Source organism: Pseudomonas sp. CCI4.2, assembly GCF_034350045.1.
Lineage (GTDB): Bacteria > Pseudomonadota > Gammaproteobacteria > Pseudomonadales > Pseudomonadaceae > Aquipseudomonas.
Window position 1 is genome coordinate 4,727,265 of the sequence record NZ_CP133781.1, and the last position, 26,011, is coordinate 4,753,275.

Below are 26,011 nucleotides of genomic sequence, written 5' to 3' on the forward strand. Positions count from 1 at the left end.
GCTTCAGATGAAAGCGCGGAAAATTACACGTGTATCAACGACCCGCGCGGGATTCCTTGATGTAGAAGCGCGCCTTCTCAGCCTTTTCTGAACAGCCTTCATAGGCTTCGAACTGCTGTTGAGTTTTAGCACCGGTCAACAGCGACAGGGCTTTGGAGTAGCTGACAGTACCCGCGAAGCCTTCGGCTTTTGCCAAGTCCAGCTCGTGCCAGGCGGCATCGAGTTCACTTCCACAGGTTTCGCGGTACGCGGTTTTACCGGCACAACCTGCGAGAACCAACGCAATCAATGGCAAACAGATCCAGGCTTTCATCGGTGTTCCCTCAAAAATAAAATATAGTCATGCGGGGCTTTGACGATACCGGCACGGGAAAGTGCCATAGCCGAGCGTCGGCAAGGGTAACTCAGTTCCTGCGGGGCTGCTTCACGCGTATGGTGGGGTCACTGCGATCAGGGAAAGAACATGAAAAAACGAATAGCACTGGTGCTCGGTTCAGGCGGTGCGCGGGGTTACGCGCACATTGGCGTGATTGAAGAGTTGGAGCGGCGCGGCTACGACATTGCCTGCGTCGCAGGCTGCTCTATGGGCGCGGTGGTTGGCGGCGTTTATGCGGCGGGCAAGCTCAAGGAATACCGTGAGTGGATTGAAAGCCTGGACTACCTCGACGTGCTGCGGCTGGTGGATGTCAGCTTTCGTTTGGGGGCGATTCGAGGGGAAAAGGTGTTTGGTCAGATTCGCGAGATTGTCGGTGAAATCAATATCGAAGACCTGCGCATTCCTTACACCGCAGTCGCCACCGACCTGACCAACCAGCAGGAAATCTGGTTTCAGGAAGGCTGCTTGCACCAGGCGATGCGCGCCTCGGCAGCGATTCCAAGCTTGTTCACCCCGGTGATGCAGGGCAATAGGATGCTGGTAGATGGCGGTCTGCTCAACCCATTGCCCATCGTGCCAGTAGTGTCCAGCCATTGTGATTTGATCATTGCGGTCAACCTCAACTCGACCAACCAGAAGCACTATCAGCTACCGGTGATTGAACGCCCGCCTGCGGTGAAAAAGCGCTTCGACAATTTGATCAATTCATTGGGTTCGCACCTGCCGTTTCGCCGCAAATTGGAGCCGACGAATGACCTTGAGGTTTTGCGCCTGGAGCAGGACAGCCTCAAGTCCAGCAGCGCGACGATTGCCAATCCTTGGTTGAACGAGGATGCCAACCCACAAGCGCAGCAACCGTCCGCTGCACCGACGGGCGAAGGCGCACCGAGTTCCGCCAGCGGTTCGTTCATCATCGACAACGTGGGTCCTGCGTCGTTGCTGGACTTGATCAACCAGAGCTTCGAGGTGATGCAAACGTCATTGGCGCAGTACAAGATCGCCGGATATCCGCCGGATATCTTGATCAACGTGCCCAAACGTGTGTGCCGGTTTTTCGAGTTTTACAAAGCGCCAGAATTGATCGCGCTGGGACGAGAGATCGCCAGGGATACATTGGACCGGTATGAGGCCGAGCATAATCATTGAGCCAGCCGGTCAGGTCCTTCGGGCCTATCGCAGCCTTCGGCAGCTTGTGTCAGCAGAGGAGAATCCAAGGTGAGTGCGGTGTGTGGCAGCGAAGCCAGTACGGCTCCGGGGTTTCATTGACACGGTTGATATCAAGCAGCCGCAGATACTGTGGGAGCAGGCTTGCCTGCGAAGAGGCCCGTAGTCACGCCGCTGATGTCGACTTGAAACCTGGGTCGCCTGTATTGCTGCTTTCGTTGGCAAGCCAACTCCCACTGAGTCTTTGGCAGACACGGAATAGTAGGCACTGAACATCTGATCGCAACCTTCGGCAGCTCCTACAAAAGTTTGTGCATCGCCAAAATCCGTGGGACCGAATTTATTCGGGAAGGCCTCAGTCCTGACACTCTGCAACTCCTAGCCAAACAAAGTGCCACCCAGTTCTGCGCGACAGCCCGGCTTCGAAGATGGGGCGGAATCTCCTACAGACTTTGCACGGGTTATCAAACCACCAACAATCGCTCGCGCAACTTACCAATCTCATCGCGCATCTGCGCAGCGGCTTCGAATTCGAGGTCGCGGGCGAGTTGGTACATTTTTTCTTCCAGTTGACGAATGCGCTTGCCGATCTCACCAGGTGTGCGCAACTCGGCTTCGTATTTGGCGTTTTCCTCGGCGGCTTTGGCCATGCCTTTGCGCTTTTTACTGCGCGAGCCCGGCACGGTGGCGCCTTCCATGATGTCAGCCACGTCCTTGATAACGCCTCTGGGCGTGATCCCGTGTTCAAGGTTGTAGGCGATCTGTTTGTCGCGACGGCGGTCGGTTTCGCCAATCGCTCGCTCCATCGAACCGGTGATGCGGTCGGCATAGAGAATCGCTCGGCCATTGAGGTTACGCGCAGCCCGGCCAATGGTCTGGATCAGCGAGCGCTCTGAGCGCAGGAAGCCTTCTTTATCCGCATCGAGAATCGCCACCAGCGACACTTCCGGCATGTCCAAACCTTCACGCAAAAGGTTGATGCCCACCAACACGTCGAATATGCCCAAGCGCAGGTCACGAATAATCTCGACCCGCTCTACGGTGTCGATGTCCGAGTGCAAATAGCGCACGCGGCAGCCGTGGTCGGCGAGGTAGTCGGTAAGGTCTTCGGACATCCGCTTGGTCAAGGTGGTCACCAACACTCGCTCACCCAACGCCACGCGCTTGCCGATTTCCGAAAGCAGGTCATCCACCTGCGTCAGCGCCGGGCGGATTTCGATCTGCGGGTCAACCAAACCGGTAGGCCGCACCAACTGCTCGATCACCCGACCGGCATGTTCGGCTTCGTAGTTGCCCGGCGTGGCCGAAACAAAAATCGTCTGCGGGCTAACCCCTTCCCATTCATCGAAGCGCATCGGTCGGTTATCCAACGCCGATGGCAAACGGAAGCCGTATTCGACCAGGGTTTCTTTGCGCGAACGGTCGCCTTTATACATCGCGCCGACTTGCGGCACGCTGACGTGTGATTCGTCGATCACCAACAACGCATCAGCGGGCAAATAGTCGTACAGCGTCGGCGGCGGCGCGCCGGAGGGACGCCCGGACAAGTAGCGCGAGTAGTTTTCGATGCCGTTGCAGTAACCCAGTTCAAGAATCATTTCCAGGTCAAACCGGGTGCGCTGCTCAAGGCGCTGGGCTTCCACCAGTTTGTTGTTGCTGCGCAGGTAGTCCAAGCGCTCCTTAAGCTCGACCTTGATGTGCTCCATGGCATCGACCAAGGTTTCTCGCGGAGTGACGTAGTGGCTTTTCGGGTAGAACGTAAAACGCGGCAGTTTGCGAATCACTTCACCGGTCAACGGGTCGAAGGCCGACAGGCTCTCCACTTCGTCGTCGAACAACTCGATGCGGATCGCTTCGAGGTCCGATTCCGCTGGGTAGACGTCGATGACGTCGCCGCGCACGCGGAAGGTGGCCCGGGCAAAGTCCATGTCGTTGCGGGTGTACTGCAAGTCCGCCAGACGCCGCAGCAGCGCGCGCTGATCGAGTTTGTCGCCACGGTCAACGTGCAGCACCATTTTCAGGTACGTCTCGGGGCTACCAAGGCCGTAGATGCAGGACACCGTGGTCACAATGATGGCGTCTTTGCGCTCTAACAGCGCTTTAGTCGCGGAAAGGCGCATTTGCTCAATGTGGTCGTTGATCGAGGCGTCTTTCTCGATGAACGTATCTGACGACGGCACGTAGGCTTCGGGCTGGTAATAATCGTAATAAGAAACGAAATATTCCACAGCATTGTTGGGGAAAAACGCCTTGAACTCGCCATACAGCTGGGCCGCCAAGGTTTTGTTCGGCGCCAGCACCAAGGTCGGACGCTGCACCTGCGCGATCACATTGGCGATGCTGAAGGTTTTGCCCGAGCCGGTAACGCCCAGTAATGTTTGGTGTGACAGCCCGGCCTCGATCCCTTCGACCATCAGGCGAATGGCTTCCGGCTGATCACCGGCCGGTTCGAAACGGGTTACGAGCTGGAACTCAGGCATAAGTGACCTCTGGGTACATTTCGGCGCGCAACAGCCGGGCAAAAACGAGAAACTGCGAACGATGATGCCGCCGGGAAATACGCGAAGACACTACAAATGGAGTCGGCAGCCTAACCTTTCAAGCGGCCGGGCTCACAAGAGGTTAAACAATAAGCCTTGTCATTTTATCGCCACACTGAAAATAAACTGAAAAACCCGCAAAAAACGCCCCGCCAGCTGTCGCCGCGCGCAACGATGGCCTCTATACTAGCTCCCCGTTTGTGCACCGCTCTAGTGCAATCGGCCGGAGCGTTGTACCCCTTCACTCCTCCATTCAGAGCCGTCGCAAAAATGAGCCTGTTCTCCGCTGTCGAAATGGCACCCCGTGATCCAATCCTGGGCCTCAACGAAGCATTCAATGCCGATACTCGCACGCACAAAGTGAACCTTGGCGTGGGCGTGTACTGCAACGAAGAGGGACGAGTTCCACTCCTGCGTGCCGTTGCCGACGCTGAGGCGTCTCGCGTGGCTCAACATGCAGCGCGCGGTTATTTGCCCATCGACGGCATCGCCGCTTACGACCTTGCGGTACAAAAACTGTTGTTCGGCGCTGAATCTCCCCTGCTGTCCTCCGGCCGGGTGCTAACCGTTCAGGCCGTCGGCGGTACCGGCGCGTTGAAAATCGGCGCGGACTTCCTCAAACAGCTCAATCCAAACGCCGTGGTGGCCATCAGCGACCCAAGCTGGGAAAACCACCGTGCGCTGTTCGAGGCCGCCGGTTTTCCGGTGCAAAACTATCGCTACTATGATGCGACCAGCCACGACATCGACCGTTCCGGGATGCTGGACGATTTGCAGAACCTGCCGTCCGGTTCGATTGTGGTGTTGCACGCCTGCTGCCACAACCCGACCGGCGTCGATTTGGCTCCCGACGATTGGAAAAAAATCCTTGAAGTGCTTAAAGCCAAGGGCCACGTACCGTTCCTGGACATGGCTTACCAAGGCTTCGGCGACGGTATCGAAGAAGACGCGGCGGCTGTGCGCCTGTTCGCTGAATCTGGCCTGACGTTCTTTGCCTCCAGCTCGTTCTCGAAATCGTTCTCGCTGTATGGCGAACGCGTCGGCGCATTGTCGATTGTGACCGACTCGAAAGACGAGACCGCCCGAGTGCTGTCCCAAGTCAAGCGTGTGATCCGCACCAACTACTCCAACCCGCCTACCCACGGCGCAGCGATCGTGGCGGCGGTGTTGAACAGCCCTGAGCTGCGTGCTGTGTGGGAACAAGAACTCGGCGAAATGCGCCTTCGGATTCGCGGCATGCGCCAAGCCATGGTCGATGGCCTCGCGGCACTAACTGACCGCGACTTCAGCTTCGTCGGACGCCAACGCGGCATGTTTTCCTACTCGGGGCTGACCAGTGCCGAAGTGGGTCGACTGCGGACCGAGTTCGGTATCTACGCGCTGGACACCGGGCGCATCTGCGTGGCTGCGCTGAACCGCAACAACATCGATGCAGTGATCAAGGCGATTGTTCAGGTGATTTAAGCCGGTGGCGCGGTGTGTCTGAAACACCGCGCCGCGACCTTCCCGAATGAATTCGGTCCCACGGTCAGTTCACCCCTGTGGGACCGAATTTATTCGGGAAGCGGGCTCTGCCTTTCAAACCTTCTTCCGATACGCCATCGAGTCATCTATGCGCTTTAGGATGTAATCCCCTGCCGCGACGGGCGGGTACAAGCTGCTGGCGGCCTTTATTCCCAAATCGCACGGGTCGACCACGGCGCTGTAGGTTGGGTCGAAGAAGGTTGCAATGGAGTAACGTTCGTGACCGGACTTATTGATCACTCGGTGTAACGTCGAACGGAAGCGGTTGTTCGACCAATGCGCCAGCAAGTCGCCGACGTTGACCACCAAGCTGCCGGGAATTGGTGTGGCGTCTATCCAACGGTTGCTGCTCAACTCACGCACTTGCAAACCACCGCTGTTGTCTTGATACAGCAAGGTGATGCAGCCGTAATCGGTGTGGGGCGCAACGCCGAATTGGTCGGACTCGGCCACAGGCGGGTGCGGTGGGTAGTAGACCATTTGCGTGCGTTGCAGGGGCTTGTGGTACTTGCCGCTGAAGAAGTCACTCTCAATGCCTAGCCCAGTCGCCACGGCCACTAATAAATCCGCGCCGGCTTTGCCGATTTCCACGTAGTACTCGCCCAGCGCCGCTTGCAGTTCGGGCATGAACGCCGGCCATTGATTGGGGCCGCGCAAGGCTTCACCGGCTAATACGCTCGGGTCATCGTCGGGCAATTCCAAACCGATGCTGAAAAACTCCTTGAGGTCTGGCTTGGTCGCTTCGTACATCAGCGCCCCGCCCAATGCGTGCCAGCCACGGTGGCGGTTGTTGACGGCGACTTGGCGTTTGGTGTCGGCGGGGTAAGCGAAGAACTGCGCAGCCGCCGCCATGGCGCGGTCGATCACGGGTTGGGGGACGCCGTGATTGACGATGTAGAAGAAGCCAATGTCACTGCAGGCCTGGCGAATCGCGTCGCCCGCTCGGCGAATACTGGCTTGATCGCCTTCGCGAACACCGGACATGTCGATTAAAGGGAGATTGGCGCTGGAGGTCATATTTGCTCCTGTCAGATAGGTCTCAGAAATTAACCGGTATATACAGGCATAAGCATTTACTGTGCCGCGTGTTGCTGGCTATGTCGTAAACCCGCACGCCAACGCGATTTGTTTGAAGATCCGGCGAAGAAGCCAGACCTCGCCCCGTCATACCGGGGTTTCTCTTTGCCCCAGTGCTGTGCGCAATGACCTCAATAGGTGCAACTTTCAGTGACAATTGCGTAACAGGCTGGGGACACGGACTTATGGAGCACCCGCAAGAGAGCCGCATGAACGCCGCTGAAGAGCATCTGCCGATGCGTTGGCCTGCATCTTGCCTTACCTGTATATACAGGCTCATGTGGCCGCCTCTCCTACACCGCATTCAGGACACTCACCATGCACGCGACACTGCTGCTTACGCCCGGCCAATTTACCCTTGAGCAGTTGCGCGTTATCTATCAGCACCACGCTCCGTTCGAACTTGACTCAGCGGCGCGCGGTGCAGTGGACGCCAGCACTCAAACAGTCAACGACATCATCGCCAACCAACGCACGGTCTACGGCATCAACACCGGCTTTGGCCTGTTGGCGCGTACGTCGATTCCTACCGAGTCGCTGGCCAAGCTGCAACGCAACTTGCTGTTGTCGCACTGCACCGGCACCGGGCCGTTGTTGGATGACGCAAGCGTCGGCTTGATCATGGCGCTCAAGGTCGGTTCCCTGGCTAGGGGGTTCTCGGGGATTCGCTGGGAAGTGATTCAGGCGTTGAGTGCGCTGTACGCCGCCAAGGTCTATCCGTGTATTGCGTCCCAAGGTTCGGTAGGCGCGTCCGGCGACCTTGCACCCTTGGCGCACATGTCGGCGGTGTTGATCGGCGTTGGCCGGGTTCGTCATGAAGGCCGGGAAATGGACGCGGTTGAAGGTTTAGCACTGGCTGGCCTTGAACCGATGGTGCTGGGACCGAAGGAAGGCCTGGCCTTGATCAATGGCACCCAAGTGTCCACCGCCCTCGCCTTGCGCGGTTTGTTCGCTGCCGAAAAGCTGTTCAGTGCCGCCGTGGTGGCCGGCAGCCTCAGCGTCGATGCGCTGAAAGGTTCGGACGTGCCGTTCGACGCACGGATTCAAGCCGTGCGCGGTCAACCGGGGCAAATCGACGTGGCGCTGTTTTACCGTGAATTACTCGCCCACAGTGACATCCGCGAATCCCACCGTGATTGCGGCCGCGTGCAAGACCCCTATTCCCTGCGCTGCCAGCCCCAAGTGATGGGCGCGTGCCTGGATCATATGCGCTTCGCCGCCGGTGTTTTCCTGCGCGAAGCCAATGCGGTGTCCGACAACCCGCTGGTGTTCAGTGCGGACGGTGATGTGCTCTCCGGCGGTAACTTCCACGCCGAGCCGGTGGCCATGGCCTCTGACGTTTTGGCACTGGCGATTTCAGAAATTGGCGCGTTGTCGGAGCGGCGTATTGCGCAACTGGTGGACCCGGCACTCTCCGGGCTGCCAGCGTTCCTAGTGCGCGAAGGCGGTTTGAATTCCGGCTTCATGATCGCTCAAGTAACTGCCGCCGCCCTCGCGTCAGAAAACAAAACCCTGGCGCACCCTGCCTCGGTGGACAGTTTGCCCACCTCCGCCAACCAGGAAGACCATGTGTCGATGGCGACCTTCGCGGCGCGGCGGTTGTTGGACATGGCCGGTAACAGCAGCGCGGTGGTTGCCATTGAACTACTGGCTGCCGCCCAAGGCATCGACTTGCACGCGCCATTAAAGACGTCGAAATTGCTCAGTGAAGTGCTGACGATGATTCGCAGCGAAGTCCCGCACTACGATGAAGACCGTTACTTCGCACCGGACATTGCTGCCGCGCGGGCGTGGGTTGAAGGCGGGGCGTTCGGCCGCTGGTTGCCTTTCCAGCGTTTACACGGTTAAGCCGGCATGCGCCGCTATCATACCGGCAGCGACTTTCGTCGCGCCCACAGCATTGCTGAATTGGCCTCAATGGCGCATCAGCGTCTGCCGATTTTTGCCTGGGAATACCTAGAAGGCGGTGCCGAAGAAGAAGTAACGCTCAAGCGCAATCGACAGGCCTTTTCCGAGATTGGTTTACTGCCACAGACCTTGGTGCCCTGCCTCGACGCGCCCACCCGCTGTTGCGTGCTCGGCGCGTCGTTACCGTTGCCCATGGTCATAGGCCCCACCGGTTACAACGGCATGCTCTACCGCGAGGCCGATATACAACTGGCTCGAGCCGCCACCGCGCGCGGCTTGCCGTTTACCTTGAGTACGGTGTCTACCAGCTCATTAGAGCAAGTGGTAACGGCAGTACCTGGGGTCAATTTATGGTTCCAGCTTTATTGCTTTCGCGACCCGGCGGTGCAGAGCGATTTGCTGAAACGGGCCGATGCCGTTGGTTGCAAAACACTGTTATTGACCAGCGACGCGGTGCTGCTGGGCAACCGTGAATGGGACAAGCGCAACTTCGTTAGACCCCGGCATTTGAGCCTGCGTAATAAGCTCGACGTGCTGCGCCATCCACGTTGGATCAAGCAGGCGCTGTGGCCCCACGGACTGCCGATTATGGCCAATGTCGAACGCTATCTGCCCGCTGACCAACGCACCATCGAAGGCGCCGCGCACTTTATCGGGGCACAAATGGACACCGGTCTCGATTGGAATGCCTTGGCCCGCTTGCGCGACAGCTGGCCGCATCGATTGGTGCTTAAAGGCGTGCTGCACCCCGCCGATGCGGAAAAAGCCATCGCGCTGGGTCTTGACGGTCTGGTGGTCAGCAACCATGGCGGTCGGCAATTGGACGGTGCGCCGGCCAGCATCGAGTGCTTGCCGGCGATTGCCGCCGTGGCCAAAGGCAAACTTACGCTGCTGCTCGACAGTGGTGTGCGCCGGGGCACGGACGTTTTAAAAGCCTGCGCGCTGGGCGCCGATGCTGTGCTGTTGGGCCGGGCGACCCTGTACGGCGTGGCCGTGGGCGGTCAAGCCGGTGCCGGACACGCGCTTGATCTGCTGGCGCAGGAATTGCGTCTGGCCCTGTCATTGCTGGGCAAGCCGGACCTGAGTCAACTCGATCATCACGACTTACGCTTGCCACCTAATCTCCCCCTTTTTTCGTGAGCTGAACCGATGAACGACTTGCAGCAAACCCTCGACCAATTGCGCGCGGCGCTGGGTGAAGCGGCGGTGCTCACCGGCGCGGCCATTAATCAACGGCATTACAGCGACTGGACCGGCCACGCCCCCGCCTGCCCCGCAGCCTTGTTATTGCCGAGCAGTACACAGCAGGTCGCCGACGCCTTGCGCATTTGCAATGAAGCACGCCAGCCGGTGGTGCCTCAAGGTGGGATGACCGGGTTGGCCGGCGGTGCGGTGCCTCGGGCAACGGATATCGCCCTGTCGCTGGAACGCTTGCGCGGCATTGAAGAAATCGATTCTGCGGCGGCCACGGTCAGCGTTTGGGCCGGAACCACCCTGCAAGAGATTCAGCAGGCGGCGCAGGACGCAGGCTTTTTGTTTCCGTTGGATCTGGGCGCACGCGGCTCGTGCCAGATCGGCGGCAATATCGCGACCAATGCCGGTGGGAATGCGGTGATTCGCTACGGCATGACTCGGGATTTGGTGCTCGGTCTGGAGGTGGTGTTGGCCGACGGTCGGGTGCTCAACCTGCTGAACAAGATGATCAAGAACAATTGTGGTTATGACCTAAAACAGTGCTTTATCGGTAGCGAAGGCACCCTTGGGGTGATCACCCGCGCCATTTTGAAGCTTGCGCCGTTGCCGGGGGAAACCACCACCTTGCTCTGCGCCCTGCCCGACTACGCCAGCGCGGTGAATTTACTCCGTCGTTTGCAGCGCAGCGCCGGCACCCCGCAAGCCTATGAATTGATGTGGCAAGACTTCTTCCGCCTCGGCGTGTCCTGGCTGGAAAACCCGGTGGCGCCGATGTCTCAGGATTACCCGCTGTACGTGTTGTTTGAGTCCGCCGGGCCGCGAGAGGTGTTGGAGCAAACGCTGGAGGCGGCGCTAGAAGCCGGAGAAGTCATCGACGCGGTATTGGCCAGCTCCCACACCCAGGCCCGGGCGCTGTGGAAGATCCGCGAAGCCACCGGCGAATTCCCGGTGCGCCTGACCCCGCTGAATTTCGACGTCAGCTTGCCCATCGGCCAGATCGGTGAGTTTGCCCAAACGTGTCGCCAACGGCTGGAACAGCGCTGGCCCGGTAACCACAGCGTGTATTTCGGCCACATCGGTGACAGCAATTTGCACCTGACTGTGGACTGCAATTCGCTGCCACAACCGGCGCCGATTTTGGAGATTGAAGAACTGGTCTATACCGCTGTCGGTGAGCGCGGCGGATCGGTGTCGGCTGAACATGGCATCGGCCTGCTCAAGCGCGAGTTTCTTCACCATTCAGTGAGCCACCAAGCGCGCCAGGCGATGCAGCAGCTCAAGGATTGCTATGACCCACGGGGCATTCTCAACCCAGGGAAAATTCTTGGCTGAAGGTGATAGCTGGTTGTATATACGAGTATGGCACGCTAACTGCAGTCTCAATGCGCCACACATGTTCACCGATCAATAAGAATCCGCATAACACCCAACAGCGTTCATCTGAAGGAGTTACCCAATGCAACTCGATTCTCTTTTCAGCAAGACATTTGGTGGCCTGTGCGCTGCCATGGCCTTGGCCATCGTTCCCCTCGCCGCCCACGCCGACCAATTGGCTGACGTGAAAAAAGCCGGTGAATTGGTTGTCGGCACCGAACTGCAGTTCGCACCGTTTGACTTCACCGAGAACGGTAAACAGAAAGGCATGAACTCTGAGCTGTTTGAGCAACTGGGCAAAGAGCTGGGGGTGAAGGTCAAGTTCCTCGACCTGCCATGGCCAAGCGTGTTGCCTGGCCTGGAAGCGAAGAAGTTCGACGTGGTGGCCGGTCCGATTATCGAGACCAAGGCGCGTAAAGAGCGTTATCACTTTGTAATGCCTATCGCTGAAGCAACGGTAGCGCTGATGATCGGCGCCAAAGACGAGACCATCAAAAAGCCTGAAGACATTTCTGGCAAAACCGTCGGTGCGGGCAAAGGTTCGGCTCAGCTCGAAGAGCTCAAGGCATTTGCCGCAACCCTGCCGGCAAAAGTCACGATCCGTGAGTACGTCGACAACAACCAGGCCTACGCAGACCTGGCTGCCAAACGTATCGTCGCCGTAGCCAACTCCTTACCGAACGTGTCTTACGTCGCGGCTGAAAAACCGAACCTCTACAAAGTGGTCATGCCTCCGTTCGGCAAGAAGTCCTACTTCGCCTTCCTCGGTCGCAAAGATGCTGACGCTGACACCCTGATCGCTGCACTCGACGCTGCCATGCTGAAAATGCACGACGACGGCCGCCTCGCTGCCCTGCAGAAAAAATGGCTGGGCGCTGAAATGGACGTGCCGAAAGCTGATTTCGACCCTTCCTGGTAACTCAGGGTTGGATGAATGGATCGCCGACCCGGATGGGTCGGCGGTTATCGATGCTGGAGTGACACGATGTTCGATTGGCCCCTTCTGCTGCAAAACGCTCCACTGTTGCTGAGCAGCTTGCTGGTGACCCTCGAAGTCTCCACGGCCGCACTGGCCATCGGTTTTGTGATTGGCGTGATAGTTGGCAGCTTGCGACTCTCACCCGTGCCCCTGCTCAAACGTCTGGGCGGCGCCTATATTTTCGTGTTCCGCGGCATTCCGCTGCTGGTGCAACTGCTGTTTATTTATTACTTCCTGCCGCGTATCGGCCTGCCGAACATGTCGCCCACAGCGGCGGCGGTGATCGGCTTGTCCCTGGCGGCCGGGGCCTACATCGCCGAAATCATGCGCGGCGGCTTTCTCGCCATTCCGGCGGGCCAACTGGAAGCCGCTGGCTTGCTGGGCATGAGTTCGGCGCAAATGCTGGTGCGAATCCAAGTGCCACAAGCCGTACGCCTTACCCTGCCGGGCTTGGTGAATGAAATGATTTTGCTGGTCAAGGCGTCCTCGCTGGTGTCGGTGGTCGGTCTCGCTGACCTGACCCGCACTGCGCAGAACATTGCCGCCAGCGATTACATGTTTGTTCAGGATTACCTGATGCTCGCGGGCTTTTATTGCCTGATCAATATTCCGCTGGCGTTCTTTGGCGGCGTGCTTGAACGTCATCTGAAGGAGCGAACCGCATGATCTTCGATCCCCGGATCATTACCGACCACCTGAGCGAGATCGGCGACGGTTTTTTGGTCACCCTTGGCACGTGGTCGACCGGTGTCGTGCTGGGTGTCCTGCTGGGCATGCTGATCGCGATTGCTCAGTTGTTTGGCAACAACCTGATTCGTGCGCCGTTGCGGGTGTTCATCGAGATGATTCGAAGTACGCCGTTTCTGGTGCAGCTGTTTCTGGTGTACTACGGCGGCCCATCATTCGGCCTCAACCTCGACCCGATCCCGGCCGGGATTCTTGGACTGGGTGTCTACGGCAGCGTGTATTTCGCCGAGATCTTTCGCAGCGGATTTGAGTCAGTGGCGCGCGGGCAATTGGAAGCGGCCGATTGCCTGGGCATCAGCAAGATGCAATGCATCGTGCGCATTCAGATTCCGCAAATGCTGGTGATCATCCTTCCGGCGCTGGTGAATATGGTCAGCGTGTTGTGCAAGGAAACCGCCGTGCTATCGATTATTACTATCCCCGAACTGACCATGGTCCTGACGGGGATTGGTTCAGAAACCTTCGCCTTCGTTGAGACCCTGCTGGTGCTGTGCATCGGGTACTTGGTGTTGGTGGAAATGTGCTCGCGGCTGGGTATGTTTCTTGAAGTACGGGTCGGCCGTTTCATGCACAAGCAAGCGCGATGAATACCCTTTTAGATCCCACCGCTGCGCATTTATCGGCAACGAAGCAATCAGGTGACGCGATGAAGATTCTCGAAGCACTCTCCGACAACGTCGAGCCGATGTTGAAATTGCAGGGTGTTGGCAAAAGCTTCGGCCCGCTGCGCGTGCTCAAAGGTATCGATTTGCAGGTTCGGCATTCTGAAGTGGTGTGTTTGATCGGCCCTTCGGGTTCGGGCAAAAGCACCTTGTTGCGGAGCATGGCGTTCCTCGAAGAGTACGACGAAGGCGAGATTTACATTGAAGGGCAACTGCTCGGCTGGGTGCCAGACAAAGGCAAGGGCCGCAAGCGTGCCGCGCAGTCCCAGATCAATCTGGCGCGGCGTAACGTCGGCATGGTGTTTCAGCAGTTCAACCTATGGCCGCACATGACCGCGATGGGCAACGTCTGCGAAGCGCTGCTGCGGGTGCGCAAATTGTCAGCCGATGAAGCGCGCAAACGCGCCATGGCCATGCTCGATAAAGTCGGCCTGGCGCACAAAGGTGAGTCCTATCCGGCGCAGCTTTCCGGAGGTCAACAACAGCGGGTGGCGATTGCTCGCGCGCTGGCCATGGAACCGCACATCATGCTGTTCGATGAGCCGACCTCAGCTCTGGACCCGGAATTGGTCGGTGAGGTGTTGCAAGTCATGAAGACCTTGGCCAAAGAAGGCATGACCATGGTGGTGGTGACCCATGAAATGGGCTTCGCGGCGCAAGTGGCGGATTCTGTGGTGTTCCTCGATCAGGGTGAAGTGGTGGCACGCGGTACGCCACGGGAGATTTTCCATAACGCTGAACACCCGCGTTTGCAGCAGTTTTTACAGAACTATCTGGACCGTAATGCGTTTTGGCAGGACACCAAAGAGGTCGACCCGGCATGAGTGTTTCTGACCTGCAGCTGTTGGCCCGCGCTGAAGTGCGTGAATTGGCCAGTTACAACGCGGGCCTCAGCGCGGACGCGGTGCGCAAGCGTTTCGGCCTGTCCCGTGTCGCCAAACTCGGCAGCAATGAAAACCCGCTGGGCCCCGCCCCCGCTGTGGCAGTTGCCATGGCCAAGGCGTGCGCGCAAATCGCCTTGTACCCCGACGCCAGTTGCTTGGCGTTGCGCGATGCGCTGTCGAAGAAACTCGGCGTGTCCGGCGACCACTTGGTGTTTGGCAATGGCTCGGAAGACTTGCTGAGCATCATCAGCCGAGTGTTTCTCGACCACGACGATGAAGTGGTCACGGTGGTGCCCTCCTTCGGCCTGCATTTCATTTACCCCTTGGCCACCGGCGCCAAGGTGATTGGCGTGCCCATGACTGCCAACGGTGCGTTCGACGTCGCGGCCATGATTGCCGCCATCACCTCGCGCACCCGGTTGCTAATGTTTTCCTGCCCCTCCAATCCGGTGGGCTGCACCCTTAATGCCGAGGAGTTGCAGCGATTGCTCGAGGCGTTGCCCGCGCACTGCTTGCTGGTGTTCGACGAGGCCTATTACGAATACGCGCAGTTCGAAGGCGATTACCCGGACTGCCTGAAGTTGATTCAGGCCTGCGGTAAACCCTTCGTGTTGCTGCGCACCTTTTCCAAGGCCTATTCATTGGCCGGCCTGCGCATTGGTTACGGGATTGTCAGCGACCCCGCGCTGGCCGATCTGATCGACCGCTTGCGCACACCGTTTAACGTTAATCGCGTGGCACAAGCAGCAGCCGTTGCAGCATTGGCCGATGACCAGCACTTGCACGCAACGCTGGCCCACGTCGCCCATGAACGGCAGCGGATGGTCTCGCAGTTGCGGGTACTGGGTGTCGAGTGCGTGCCGTCCATGGCGAACTTTCTGTTCTTCAGCACGGCATATAACGCTGAGGCGTTGAATCAGTCGCTGCTTCGCCAAGGGGTGATTCTCAAACCGTGGCGAGAGCCGGGTTACACCGATTATTTGCGGGTGTCGATGGGCAACCGTGAGGACAACGACTTGTTCCTCGAAGCGTTGGCCAATGCCCTGGTCGAAGAACAGACGCGGAGCGCCTCGTGATTAAAACCGCACCGCAAGCCCTATACCGACGCGCCAAGGATTTTGTCCAAGGCAAACTTCGCTCCGGGGAATGGACCCCGGGGGACCTGATTCCATCGGAAAACCGCCTGGTGCAAGAACTGGGCATGTCACGCATGACGGTTAACCGAGCGTTGCGCGAACTCACCGAAGAGGGCCATTTGGTCCGAGTTTCCGGCGTGGGCACCTTCGTCGCCGAGAGCAAGCCGCAATCCAATTTGCTGCGCATCACTGCCATCGCCGACGAAATCATTGCCAGAGGTCACCGTTATTCGTGCCAGGTGCTGCATCTGGGGCGAGAAGCGGCGTCGATGGCGGTGGCGGCAGCCCTTGCACTTCCCACCGGCACCTCGGTGTTTCATTTGTTGTGCGTGCATTGTGAGGAAGGGGTACCAGTCCAGCTGGAGGACCGTTACGTCAATCCTGAGCTGGTTCCGCAATTTCTCCAGCAGTCTTTTGGCGAACAACTGCAGCCGGCCAAGTACCTACTGAACGTGATTCGTCCCGATGAAATGGAGCACATTGTCGAGGCCAGCCATCCCAGTAGCGAAGAAAGCCGGCACATGCAGATCGATGCCAACGAACCTTGCCTGGTGTTGATGCGCCGGACCTGGAGTGGCGCCAAAATTGTCACTTACGTGCGCCTGGTGCATCCGTCATCGCGCTACCGTTTGGGCAGCCGCCTGCCCGTCAACGGCGCACACCGGGACAGTTAAAGCTGACCCGTAACCGACGACCGGTTGGTACACGGACCGAACGTCCGTGACTGAGAACCCTCGTAATTAGGTCAATCCCGAAACGGACCTGATAGAGGTGCACATGGCTACTAACGATAACAATCAAAACCAACGACCACCCGCGCCTTCCCGCGCGGGCGAGCGCAATGATCCCGCCATTGATCCGATTACGCCGGATCACGACTTGGGCGATGGCCAGCAGTTTGACGAAGGCTCAGCCCGGACATCGGACAGGGAGCAATTGGAGTTGGAAAAACTGCACACAGCGGCGGAAAATCCGTTCTCTCCTGAAGCCGATTCGGTGAAAGACACCGAGCAAGAGCGCGCTCGTCAGCGGCGAGAACAAGGCATCGAGACCGATGCCGATATCGATACTGACGGCGGCTAAGAACGAGAGCGGATGTGAAGCGGACATTCATTGGATGTCCGCACTCAAAGCCCCCTCAAATGACCCTATATCTATCCGTTTGGATGGACATTTTCTGAATCGCAACTAACTTGATTAGAGCACTGCCGCGGCCTGTGGCCGGTGCACCCTAACCGGCCCGTCGTGTTGTCGCGTCTTGACCGTTCAAACGGTTGAGTTTGAAAGCTGAACATTACGAGTGTCGCCTGGAGCGGACGCATGATGCTGGCTCTCGATTACGATCCTTCGCAAACAGCTCTCTACCACCCCGAAGCCCTGCCTTCGCTGCTTGGCATTGTGCCCGCCCGTGATGACTTGACCTTGGCAGTGGAAGCCGCACGCTTGGCCTATCTGCGTTTTGAAGACGTCCATACCGGGCGACCGGCGCTGGCCACGTTACTGTCGGCACAGGGTTTTGCGCAGCCGGTCATTTTCCGACACCCCGAAACAGACAGCGAAGGTTTTGGTGCTCTACGCAGAGACGGCAGCGCGTTGATCGCGTTGCGCGGCACGCAAATCGATCACATCAAAAACGTCATCTCCGACGCTCAGGTTGTGCGCATGGCCTGGCCGTTGGGGTCCGGCAAAGTCCACAGCGGACTTGCCAAGGCGGCGCTGGGGTTATGGCCGTCGGTGGAAAAGTGGCTCAATGAGACGGCGAATCAGCGCACATCATTGACTATTACCGGCCACAGCTTGGGCGCAGCCATTGCGACCCTGTTGGCGGGACCCGCCGATGCCGATTTTTTGGTCGCACTGGGTTCACCACGGGTCGGCGACCGTGATTTCACCGAACATGTGTCGGCCAATACTCGTTTACGCATCGCCCGGTTAGTGGATTGTTGTGACGTGGTGACCGAGTTAGTGCCCGCCAATCTGGGCTTCAACCACGTTCATGGCTTGGGCTATATCGACCGTTATGGCGTGATGCAAGACGACATGTCGTCGGCGTTGATTCATCAGGATCAGCAGCGAGCCCGCTTCGACTATCTGGCGCGTTACGCGGGCAATGCTGAGAACGTATTTCTGCGCGAATGGGCCGATCACTCGCCCATCAATTACGTGCGAGCGTTTTGGTAATCCGACTTCATCACTGATTGCCGCTCGCAAACCATCGGGGCCTGGCCTACCATCGTCGCGGCCTGTGGTTTTACGCAGCGCCCGAGACTCCCGCTTAAAGGAATTGATCATGATTGACCAACACCGCATGCAGCCTTGCCGCCTAGATAGCGCCGAGCATTCTCAGGAAGGGACCGGACAATGAGCCTCGACGGAATCGCGTTACCGAAGGGCGTTGGGCCAGATGCCGAGAAACTGCTGGACGCTATTACCCAGGCAGGCACCACTGAAGATTTGAACCGCGCAGGCGGCAAAGCCGAAGGTTTTGTATTTGGCCTGGAAAGTGGAAAGGCAATCAAGAGTCAAATCGCAGAGCGTTTGTACGTGGCCTACGATGATGCGTGCACTCAGCGGCTGACTGAGTTGTCGGCTTAGCAATAACGTCATTTAACAGTTAACGCACACACAAAAAAAGGCGCTGCATGACAGGGCCTTTTTTAATGACGTTATTTTAAGTATCGGCAATTAAAACCTCTAACTTATCCAGCGATTAACCATTCGAGCAACCGGTGCCCATCATCAGGTATTCAACAATATGTTGTTTGCCGGCAGAGTCCAGGTAGTTCATACGAACCGGTGCAGCTTCACAGCCTGAAGACACTTCGCTGACGGAAATAACTTTGGCGACGTCGAGGTTCATTGAGTAGGTGTACTGCTCTACGGCGGGTTGTTGCTGCGCGGTAACGGCAGCTTTTTCATCGGCCATGCTTGCTGCAGACGCACACATCAATAACAACAACAGTGACGCTTTCATCTTTGTAGTCCTTTTAGTTCAGGAATTGCAAACAGCCGGGTTCATCACAAGGTTTATGCACGCTTGGGTGGTTCACCTGTTTGCTGGGGTTTTGCTGGTTGGCGAGGAGAATAATAGGGCGCCAGCCTAAATAGACACAGCCCTGTTCTGGACAAAGACTATCTGCTTTTTTAATAACAATGCGGGCTAAGGATAGAGATCAAATGGCGGGGGCGTTGAGCTCGGTGCGTGTGGTGGCGGTTCAATCCTCTGTAAGAACCAACGTATTGGCGAGACAGAAATAGCCTCGCCAACACGTTGGCTCCCACATACAGCCTACCGCCGAAGCCCCCAGCACGTTGTTTTTCAGCCACCTGACTAAAGGTCTATCGAGTGACTTGCATGATGAGAGTCACCCGTATACATTATGACCATAATTCAACGAAACATCCTGTTACTGAGGTGGGTCATGAAGAGGAAAAGCTTTGAGTCCATGCACTGTCCGATCGCTCGTAGCCTTGAGCACGTCGGTGAGTGGTGGAACATTCTGATTCTGCGTGATGCTTATTACGGCCTCAGCCGTTTCGACGAATTCCAGAAAAGTCTTGGTATCACACCGACTACCTTGACCCGCCGCCTCAACGACCTGGTGGACGGTGGGCTGCTCGAACGTCGTCTCTACAGCGAAAAACCTCCGCGTTATGACTACGTACTCACCCCGCGCGGACGTGACTTCCGGCCGGTACTGCTGACACTGATGGAATGGGGCAACAATCACTTTTCGCCCGAAGGCAAAAGCATTTATCTGGCCGACGAAACCAGTGGCGAAGCGGTCAACCTGGCGTTGATTGATGCCAACACCGGCAAAAAAATCAACCGTGAAGAACACGCTGTTCGGGCGGGTGAAGCGGCCAGCGAAAAAGTCTATGAGCGTCTCGAAAAAGGACGTGTACGCCGCTTGGCCCAGCGCCAGCAACCCTCCATTCCTGCATCCAACGGATGAACGTGTAATGAATAGCTCAACTGACGTGGGTGAGATCGACTCAGCAGTCGTCCCGACAAAAAAACGCCTGACACTCAAACGGCTGTTGTTGTGGGTGGTCTTGTTTGCCGCGCTGATCTTAGCGGTGGTTTTTGGCCTGCGCTGGTGGACGGTCGGGCGCTTTATTGAGTCCACCGATGATGCCTACATTGGTGGCGATGTCACCGTGATTGGGCCGAAGGTCTCGGGTTACATCATGGAGCTGAAAGTCACTGACAACCAACGGGTGCATGCCGGTGACTTGCTGGTGAAAATTGATGACCGTGACTACGTGGCGGCATTGCACAAAGCCGAAGGCGCGGTGGCGGCACAAGAGGCGTTGCTGGCCAACCTGGACGCGACTGAACAACTGCAATATGCGGTGATTGGCCAAGCCAAGGCCAGTATCGATGCGACCAACGCCGAAATCGTCCGCTCTCGCGATGACCAGACCCGCTATCAAAAGTTGGTCGGGCAACAGGCGGTGTCGGTTGAAAGCGCCCAGCGCGCCGACGCTACGTTCAAGACCGCCCAGGCCAACGGGGCCAAGGCTCAGGCGTCGATGCTGGCGACCCAACGGCAGATCGCGGTGATTTCGACCCAGAAACAACAAGCTCGGGCCGCGCTGATGCAGGCCAAGGCCGAGCGCGACATGGCGCAGTTGAACGTGGGCTATACCGAATTACGCGCCCCGGTTGACGGCATGATCGGCAATCGCCGCGCTCGAGTGGGTGCATTCGCTGCCGCCGGTTCGCAGCTGCTGTCGGTGGTGCCGGCCAACGGTTTGTGGGTCGACGCGAATTTCAAGGAAGACCAACTGGCGCACATGCTCCCAGGGCAAGCGGTCTCGATCCATGCAGACGTGCTTGCGGGTCACGAATTCCACGGCCATCTGGACAGCCTGGCGCCTGCAACCGGCTCGCAATTCAGCGTGCTGCCACCGGAAAACGCCACCGGCAACTTCACCAAAATCGTGCAGCGGGTTCCGGTCCGCGTGCACCTTGATGAAGCCGACGGGGTGCTGGGTCACCTGCGCCCGGGCTTGTCAGTGACCGCTGAAGTGGATACACGCGACGATTCGAACCACCCTGCCCATTCGGTAACGCCGAATCAGGCCAGTGCGCCATGAGTGCCACGACCGCAGCACCGGCCAAACCGTTTGACGCAGCGTCCATGGCTACCGCGACCAAGGTGTTTGCCTTTGCCAGCATGTGCATCGGCATGTTCATCGCGCTGTTGGATATACAGATTGTGTCGGCCTCGCTGCGGGATATCGGCGGTGGTTTGTCCGCCGGTACAGATGAAACAGCGTGGGTGCAGACCAGCTATTTGATCGCCGAAATCGTGGTTATTCCGTTGTCGGGTTGGTTGTCGCGGGTGTTCTCTACCCGCTGGCTGTTTTGCGCTTCCGCCGTGGGTTTCACCTTGGCCAGTCTGTTGTGCGGTGCGGCCTGGAACATCCAGAGCATGATTGCGTTTCGTGCGCTGCAAGGCTTCCTCGGTGGATCGATGATCCCGCTGGTGTTCACCTCCGCCTTCATGTTTTTCACCGGGAAACAGAAGGTCATTGCGGCCTCCACCATCGGTGCAATCGCCTCGTTGGCGCCGACGCTTGGCCCGGTCATTGGCGGCTGGATTACCGACGTTTCGTCGTGGCACTGGTTGTTCTACATCAACCTGATACCGGGTATTTTCGTCGCCGTTGCAGTGCCGATGCTGGTGCGGATCGATGAACCGGATCTCTCCCTGCTTAAAGGCGCGGACTACCTGAGCATGGTGTTTATGGCGCTATTTCTCGGTTGCCTTGAATACACCTTGGAAGAAGGCCCGCGCTGGAATTGGTTCAGTGATAGCACCATCCTGACCACGGCGTGGATTTCCGGTTTGTCAGCGCTGGTGTTCATCAGCCGCACGCTAATGGTGAGCAATCCCATTGTTGATCTGCGAGCCCTCAAAGAGCGTAATTTTGCCCTGGGTTGCTTCTTTTCCTTTGTGACCGGCATCGGCCTGTTTGCAACGATTTACCTGACCCCGCTGTTTCTCGGGCGCGTGCGTGGTTACAGCGCACTGGACATCGGCCTGGCCGTGTTTTCCACCGGCGTGTTTCAGATCATGGCTATCCCGCTGTATGGATTTCTGGCCAACCGCGTCGATCTGCGCTGGATCATGATGTTCGGCCTGAGTCTGTTTGCGCTGTCCATGTGGGACTTCTCGCCAATCACCCATGACTGGGGCGGTCGTGAGTTGATCTTGCCACAAGCATTGCGCGGCATGGCCCAGCAATTAGCAGTGCCTCCTGCGGTGACCCTGACCCTGGGCGGCCTGGCGATGTCGCGTCTCAAGCAAGCGTCAGGGCTGTTCAACCTAATGCGTAACCTGGGCGGCGCCATTGGCATCGCAGCCTGCGCAACGATTCTGAATGACCGCACCAACTTACACTTCACCCGTCTGGCGGAACACTTGAACGCCAGCAACGAAGCCATGAACCAGTGGCTGAGCCAAGTCGGCGGCAATCTTGCCACCCTAGGCCAAACCGGGAGTGAAGGCACGACTGCGGCGTTGCAGCAATTGTGGTTGCTCACGTATCGCGAGGCACAGACGCAAACCTATTCCGACGCATTCCTGGCGATCATGGTGTGTTTCATCATCGCCGCCGCCATGGTGCCGCTGATGCACAAAGTGGTGCCGCCGGCCACGCCGTCACCTGACGCCCATTGAGACAGCCATGAACCTGCTCGCCCCTATTTGCTCTTCGAGGACCGGACAATGAATGCTTTGGCGTTTCGCTTCACAGGCTCCCGGCTGTTTGCGTTGACGGCACTGTTCGTCGCGCTGGCAGGCTGCGCCGTCGGCCCGGACTATGAAAAACCGACGAACAACCTGACCGCCGCCTTCAACAATGCATCGTTGTTGCAGCAACGGGTGGGGGAAACCCCTGCCCCGTCGCTGGACACCTGGTGGACCGGTTTCAATGATCCTGAACTGACCCTGATTATTCAGCGGGTATTGGCGCAGAACCTGGACCTTGCTGTGTCCATGGCCAGAGTCGATCAGGCCCGCGCTGCCGCCCATGAAGCGGGGGCCAATCGCTTGCCGCAAGGCAATCTGGACGCTCAAGCGGTGCGTCAGCATCAATCAACCAACAGCGCACTGGGTGAAATCGGCAGTGCGTTCCCCGGCTATGGCCGCGACCAAACCCTGGAAACCATTGGCGCCGGGGCCAGTTGGGAAACTGACCTCGCGGGCGGCCTGCAGCGCGGTGAAGAAGCCGCCGTTGCCGAAGCGCAAGCGGCCACGGCGAGCCATGCCGGGGTGCGAATTTCAGTCGCCGCCGAAGCTGCCGATGCGTATTTCCGGGTACGTGGCGCGCAACAGCGCATCGAATTGGCCCAAGACCAGATAAACATCGAGACCAACCTGTTGAGCTTGGTCCAGGCGCGCATGGCCAGTGGCCTGGCGACCAACCGCGAGCAAGCCCAGGCTCAGGCATTGGTGTTGCAAGCCCGCGCTACGGTGCCGCCATTGCGCACCGAACTGGCGTTGCAGCTCAATCGTCTGGACGTGTTGATGGGGACACAGCCGGGGACCTACGCCCAAGAGTTGGTCGCCAGTTCGCAGGTGTTTAGCGTGCCGACCATCAGCGACACCAGCAGCCCTGCAAGCCTGTTGCGCAGACGTCCCGACGTGATTGCCGCCGAGCGACGTCTGGCCGCATCCAACGCGCGCATCGGCGAAGCGGTGTCCGAGTATTACCCGAAAGTTTCGCTGGCCGGCTTGCTCGGGTTCGAAAGCTTGAAGAGTGGTGATCTGATCTCAGCCGCTTCGTTTCAACCGCAAGCCGTGATTGGTCTGCATTGGCGTTTGTTCGATTTCGGCCGGGTCGATGCTGAAGTTGCGCAAGCCAAAGGCGCCAATGCCGAAGCGCTGGCTCAATACCGGCAATCTATGTTGCGCGCCACCGAAGACGTGGAAAACGCCATCGTGACCTTGACCGAGCTTGAGCAACAACGCATTGAAGTCGATCAAGAAGTCGCCGCGCACAAAATTGCGCGGGGCGCCGCGCAAGATGCCTACAAAGGCGGCGCCATCAGCCTGATTGAAGTGCTCGACGAAGACCGATTGCTGCTCACCGCCCGCGATCAGTTGGCGCAACTTCACGCCAATGATGCGCGGGCGGCGGTGGCAACCTTCCGGGCCCTGGGCGGTGGATGGTCCCAAGAAACGCTGTCTGCCAAGAACTGAATCTATTTAGGGTTTTGGCGCCAGGTTTGCCATCCCTTGTAGCAGTTCGATGGGCATCGGAAAGACGATGGTGGAGGTTCGGTCGTTGGCGATCGAACCCAGCGTTTGCATATAACGTAACTGCATGGCGCCAGGCTCGCGCCCCAGCATTTCGGCGGCTTCGGCGAGCTTTTGCGACGCCTGCAATTCACCTTCAGCATGAATCACTTTAGCGCGGCGTTCACGCTCGGCTTCGGCTTGCCGGGCGATGGCACGAATCATTGATTCGTTAAGGTCGACGTGTTTGATTTCAACGTTCGCCACCTTGATGCCCCACGAATCGGTCTGGGCATCGAGCACTTTCTGAATATCAACGTTGAGCCGCTCACGCTCAGCCAGCAGCTCATCCAGTTCATGTTTACCGAGCACCGCGCGCAAGGTGGTTTGCGCCAATTGGCTAGTGGCCATCAGGAAGTCTTCGACCTGAATTATTGCCCGCTGCGGGTCGAGGACCCGAAAATACAGCACGGCATTTACCTTCACCGAAACGTTGTCGCGGGTGATCACGTCTTGCGGTGGTATGTCCAGAACGATGGTGCGCAGGTCAACCCGGACCATTTGCTGAACCACCGGAATCAACAGGATCAGGCCGGGGCCCTTTACCTGCCAAAATCGCCCGAGTTGAAACACCACCCCGCGCTCATACTCTCGCAGGATGCGAAACGTCGACATTGCCACCAACACCAGTAGCAACAACAACGTGCCAAAGCCCAATTGCACAAACATGATCAGTCTCCCCGTTGAGGTGTTTCGGGCGCCGGCATGACATCTAAGATCACCCCGCGACGCGCCACGACCCGGACCCGTTGCCCGGTTCTGAGCGGTGCCGAACTCAGCACCTGCCAGTGTTCGCCTTGCAATTGCACCCAGCCACCCAGTGGGTTGTCGGTTTGCAACGCGGTGATCTTGGTGCTGCTGCCGACCAGGCCCGCGTCACCGCTGACCACCTGGCGCTGGCGCGATTTGAGCATTGCCCCCGCCAATCCGATAAGGCACACCGCGCTGATCGCCGCCACGCTGAAGATCAACGGCAAGCCAATGGTGAATCCGGGGGCGTCGGTGCTCATCAACAACATGGCACCGGTTATAAACGAGGCTACGCCGCCGAAGCCAATGGCCCCGAAACTCGGCAAAAATGCCTCGGCCACCATCAGCGTCACACCGAGCATAATCAAGCTAACACCGACATAATTGACTGGCAGCAGTTGCAGGGCATACAGCGCCAACAGTAAGCAGATACTGCCGATAATGCCTCCCGCTGCCGAGCCAGGGTTGAAAAACTCGACCAATAAGCCGAACACCCCGACGACGATCAGGATCAGTGTGACGTTTGGGTTGGTAATAAGGGTCAACAGACTGATACGCCAGTCGGGATCGTCTTGAACAATTAGGGCGTTCGCCGTGTGCAGTTGAACCTCATGAGCGTTGATGATCAGACGTTTACCGTCCAGTTGTCCGAGCAGGTCGTCCAGGTCTTTCGCTTGATACTCAATGACTTTTGAGCTCAGCGCCTCCGAGTCAGTGAGGCTAGCGGCGTCACGGACGGCCTGTTCTGCCCAGTCCGCGTTACGACCGCGCAGTTGTGCCAGGCCACGCATGAACGCGGCGGCGTCGCTGACCTGCTTACGAGTCAACGTGTCAGTGGGATCGCCAGCCGTGGGTTGGGCGCCCAACTGAACCGGGGTGGCGGCACCCAAATGAGTACTGGGTGCCATGGCCGCAATGTGACTGGCGTAAAGAATATAAGCACCGGCACTCGCGGCACGGGCGCCACTGGGCAAGACAAAACTGGCCACTGGCACCGGGCTGGCGAGAATCGCCTGCACGATCACCCGCATCGAGCTTTCAAGGCCGCCCGGTGTGTCGAGGATGATGACCACCAACTGGGCGTGCTTGCCCGCCGCCTTGGCAAGACCGTCGACCACGTACTCGACGCTGGCCGGCCCGATGGCGTCGTTCAGGGTTAACACCCGAACAGCGCCATTTGCCGCATTGGCCCCCACCGGCAACCAAAGCAGCAGTATCAAGACGAGCAACCCACGCCATCCGCAACCGTTCAAAAGATCCTCCTGAACACATCCCATAGACCGCTGTCAGTCATTTTAGTTGATGCCGGCGATCTACGAGCCCTGCCCGGTTTTTAATCGGTTATTGGTCAGAAACAGATCCGCCCGAGCGACCACGTTTGACC

At 58.2% G+C, this 26,011-nt stretch carries 24 protein-coding genes; 18 read left to right on the forward strand and 6 right to left on the reverse strand.

Going from position 1 to position 26,011, the window contains the following annotated elements; all coding sequences use genetic code 11:
• Positions 1-34 precede the first annotated feature (34 nt).
• A complete protein-coding gene (locus RHM65_RS21335; protein ID WP_322169126.1) occupies positions 35-313 on the reverse strand; it encodes a hypothetical protein in 279 nt (92 codons plus the stop codon).
• A 150-nt stretch (positions 314-463) separates the two neighbouring features.
• Between RHM65_RS21335 and RHM65_RS21340 the strand changes: the two genes are divergently transcribed.
• Positions 464-1,522, forward strand: a complete 1,059-nt coding sequence (locus tag RHM65_RS21340) for a patatin-like phospholipase family protein (protein ID WP_322169123.1) — start codon at positions 464-466, stop codon at positions 1,520-1,522.
• Between the two features lie 482 nt (positions 1,523-2,004).
• On the opposite strand, the gene uvrB is transcribed toward RHM65_RS21340, so the two are convergent.
• Positions 2,005-4,020, reverse strand: a complete 2,016-nt coding sequence (gene uvrB / locus RHM65_RS21345) for an excinuclease ABC subunit UvrB (RefSeq protein ID WP_322169120.1) — start codon at positions 4,018-4,020, stop codon at positions 2,005-2,007.
• A gap of 330 nt (positions 4,021-4,350) precedes the next feature.
• Here uvrB and RHM65_RS21350 point away from each other — a divergent pair, with 330 nt between their 5' ends.
• A complete protein-coding gene (locus tag RHM65_RS21350; RefSeq protein ID WP_322169117.1) occupies positions 4,351-5,544 on the forward strand; it encodes an amino acid aminotransferase in 1,194 nt (397 codons plus the stop codon).
• Between the two features lie 114 nt (positions 5,545-5,658).
• On the opposite strand, the gene RHM65_RS21355 is transcribed toward RHM65_RS21350, so the two are convergent.
• On the reverse strand, positions 5,659-6,621 hold the full coding sequence (locus RHM65_RS21355) for an isopenicillin N synthase family dioxygenase (protein ID WP_322169114.1): 963 nt from the start codon (positions 6,619-6,621) through the stop codon (positions 5,659-5,661).
• A 378-nt stretch (positions 6,622-6,999) separates the two neighbouring features.
• Between RHM65_RS21355 and hutH the strand changes: the two genes are divergently transcribed.
• The 12 genes from hutH (at position 7,000) to RHM65_RS21415 (ending at position 18,160) form a co-directional block, all read left to right on the forward strand.
• The gene (gene hutH, locus RHM65_RS21360) at positions 7,000-8,529 is read left to right on the forward strand and encodes a histidine ammonia-lyase (protein WP_322169111.1); all 1,530 of its coding nucleotides are present in this window, start codon (positions 7,000-7,002) and stop codon (positions 8,527-8,529) included.
• A 6-nt stretch (positions 8,530-8,535) separates the two neighbouring features.
• The gene (locus RHM65_RS21365; protein ID WP_322169108.1) at positions 8,536-9,729 is read left to right on the forward strand and encodes an alpha-hydroxy acid oxidase; all 1,194 of its coding nucleotides are present in this window, start codon (positions 8,536-8,538) and stop codon (positions 9,727-9,729) included.
• Between the two features lie 9 nt (positions 9,730-9,738).
• Positions 9,739-11,115: an FAD-binding oxidoreductase gene (locus tag RHM65_RS21370; protein WP_322169106.1), complete on the forward strand. Its 1,377-nt coding sequence runs from the start codon at positions 9,739-9,741 to the stop codon at positions 11,113-11,115.
• Between the two features lie 124 nt (positions 11,116-11,239).
• Positions 11,240-12,076: a transporter substrate-binding domain-containing protein gene (locus RHM65_RS21375; protein WP_322169103.1), complete on the forward strand. Its 837-nt coding sequence runs from the start codon at positions 11,240-11,242 to the stop codon at positions 12,074-12,076.
• A 66-nt stretch (positions 12,077-12,142) separates the two neighbouring features.
• Positions 12,143-12,802: an amino acid ABC transporter permease gene (locus RHM65_RS21380; protein WP_322169100.1), complete on the forward strand. Its 660-nt coding sequence runs from the start codon at positions 12,143-12,145 to the stop codon at positions 12,800-12,802.
• On the forward strand, positions 12,799-13,470 hold the full coding sequence (locus RHM65_RS21385; protein WP_322169097.1) for an amino acid ABC transporter permease: 672 nt from the start codon (positions 12,799-12,801) through the stop codon (positions 13,468-13,470). The genes RHM65_RS21380 and RHM65_RS21385 overlap by 4 nt, the downstream gene beginning before the upstream one ends.
• Positions 13,471-13,568: 98 nt before the next feature.
• Positions 13,569-14,369 carry an amino acid ABC transporter ATP-binding protein gene (locus tag RHM65_RS21390; RefSeq protein WP_322170869.1) on the forward strand — a complete coding sequence of 267 codons (801 nt, stop codon included), beginning with the start codon at positions 13,569-13,571 and terminating at the stop codon, positions 14,367-14,369.
• Positions 14,366-15,505 carry a histidinol-phosphate transaminase gene (gene hisC / locus RHM65_RS21395; RefSeq protein WP_322169094.1) on the forward strand — a complete coding sequence of 380 codons (1,140 nt, stop codon included), beginning with the start codon at positions 14,366-14,368 and terminating at the stop codon, positions 15,503-15,505. The genes RHM65_RS21390 and hisC overlap by 4 nt, the downstream gene beginning before the upstream one ends.
• A complete protein-coding gene (hutC, locus tag RHM65_RS21400) occupies positions 15,502-16,239 on the forward strand; it encodes a histidine utilization repressor (protein ID WP_322169092.1) in 738 nt (245 codons plus the stop codon). The genes hisC and hutC overlap by 4 nt, the downstream gene beginning before the upstream one ends.
• A 103-nt stretch (positions 16,240-16,342) precedes the next feature.
• On the forward strand, positions 16,343-16,648 hold the full coding sequence (locus RHM65_RS21405) for a hypothetical protein (RefSeq protein WP_322169090.1): 306 nt from the start codon (positions 16,343-16,345) through the stop codon (positions 16,646-16,648).
• Positions 16,649-16,885: 237 nt separating this feature from the next.
• On the forward strand, positions 16,886-17,746 hold the full coding sequence (locus RHM65_RS21410) for a lipase family protein (protein WP_322169088.1): 861 nt from the start codon (positions 16,886-16,888) through the stop codon (positions 17,744-17,746).
• 180 nt (positions 17,747-17,926) lie between these two features.
• On the forward strand, positions 17,927-18,160 hold the full coding sequence (locus RHM65_RS21415) for a hypothetical protein (protein ID WP_322169085.1): 234 nt from the start codon (positions 17,927-17,929) through the stop codon (positions 18,158-18,160).
• Between the two features lie 115 nt (positions 18,161-18,275).
• Here RHM65_RS21415 and RHM65_RS21420 read toward each other — a convergent pair whose 3' ends face one another.
• Complete coding sequence (locus tag RHM65_RS21420) at positions 18,276-18,539, reverse strand: DUF2790 domain-containing protein (protein ID WP_322169082.1); 264 nt, start codon at positions 18,537-18,539, stop codon at positions 18,276-18,278.
• Between the two features lie 448 nt (positions 18,540-18,987).
• Here RHM65_RS21420 and RHM65_RS21425 point away from each other — a divergent pair, with 448 nt between their 5' ends.
• Genes RHM65_RS21425 through RHM65_RS21440 form a run of 4 tightly spaced genes read left to right on the forward strand, consistent with a single transcriptional unit; the run spans position 18,988 to position 23,781 of the window.
• Entirely contained in the window at positions 18,988-19,521 is a 534-nt protein-coding gene (locus RHM65_RS21425) for a helix-turn-helix domain-containing protein (RefSeq protein WP_322169080.1), read from the forward strand.
• A gap of 7 nt (positions 19,522-19,528) precedes the next feature.
• Positions 19,529-20,668: an HlyD family secretion protein gene (locus RHM65_RS21430; RefSeq protein ID WP_322169076.1), complete on the forward strand. Its 1,140-nt coding sequence runs from the start codon at positions 19,529-19,531 to the stop codon at positions 20,666-20,668.
• Positions 20,665-22,257 (forward strand): DHA2 family efflux MFS transporter permease subunit, encoded by a 1,593-nt coding sequence (locus RHM65_RS21435; protein WP_322169073.1) that lies wholly within the window; start codon positions 20,665-20,667, stop codon positions 22,255-22,257. The genes RHM65_RS21430 and RHM65_RS21435 overlap by 4 nt, the downstream gene beginning before the upstream one ends.
• 48 nt (positions 22,258-22,305) lie before the next feature.
• The gene (locus RHM65_RS21440; RefSeq protein ID WP_322169070.1) at positions 22,306-23,781 is read left to right on the forward strand and encodes an efflux transporter outer membrane subunit; all 1,476 of its coding nucleotides are present in this window, start codon (positions 22,306-22,308) and stop codon (positions 23,779-23,781) included.
• 6 nt (positions 23,782-23,787) lie between these two features.
• Here RHM65_RS21440 and RHM65_RS21445 read toward each other — a convergent pair whose 3' ends face one another.
• On the reverse strand, positions 23,788-24,546 hold the full coding sequence (locus tag RHM65_RS21445) for a slipin family protein (RefSeq protein ID WP_416194766.1): 759 nt from the start codon (positions 24,544-24,546) through the stop codon (positions 23,788-23,790).
• Between the two features lie 2 nt (positions 24,547-24,548).
• Positions 24,549-25,880, reverse strand: a complete 1,332-nt coding sequence (locus tag RHM65_RS21450) for an NfeD family protein (protein WP_416194765.1) — start codon at positions 25,878-25,880, stop codon at positions 24,549-24,551.
• Between the last annotated feature and the right edge of the window lie 131 nt (positions 25,881-26,011).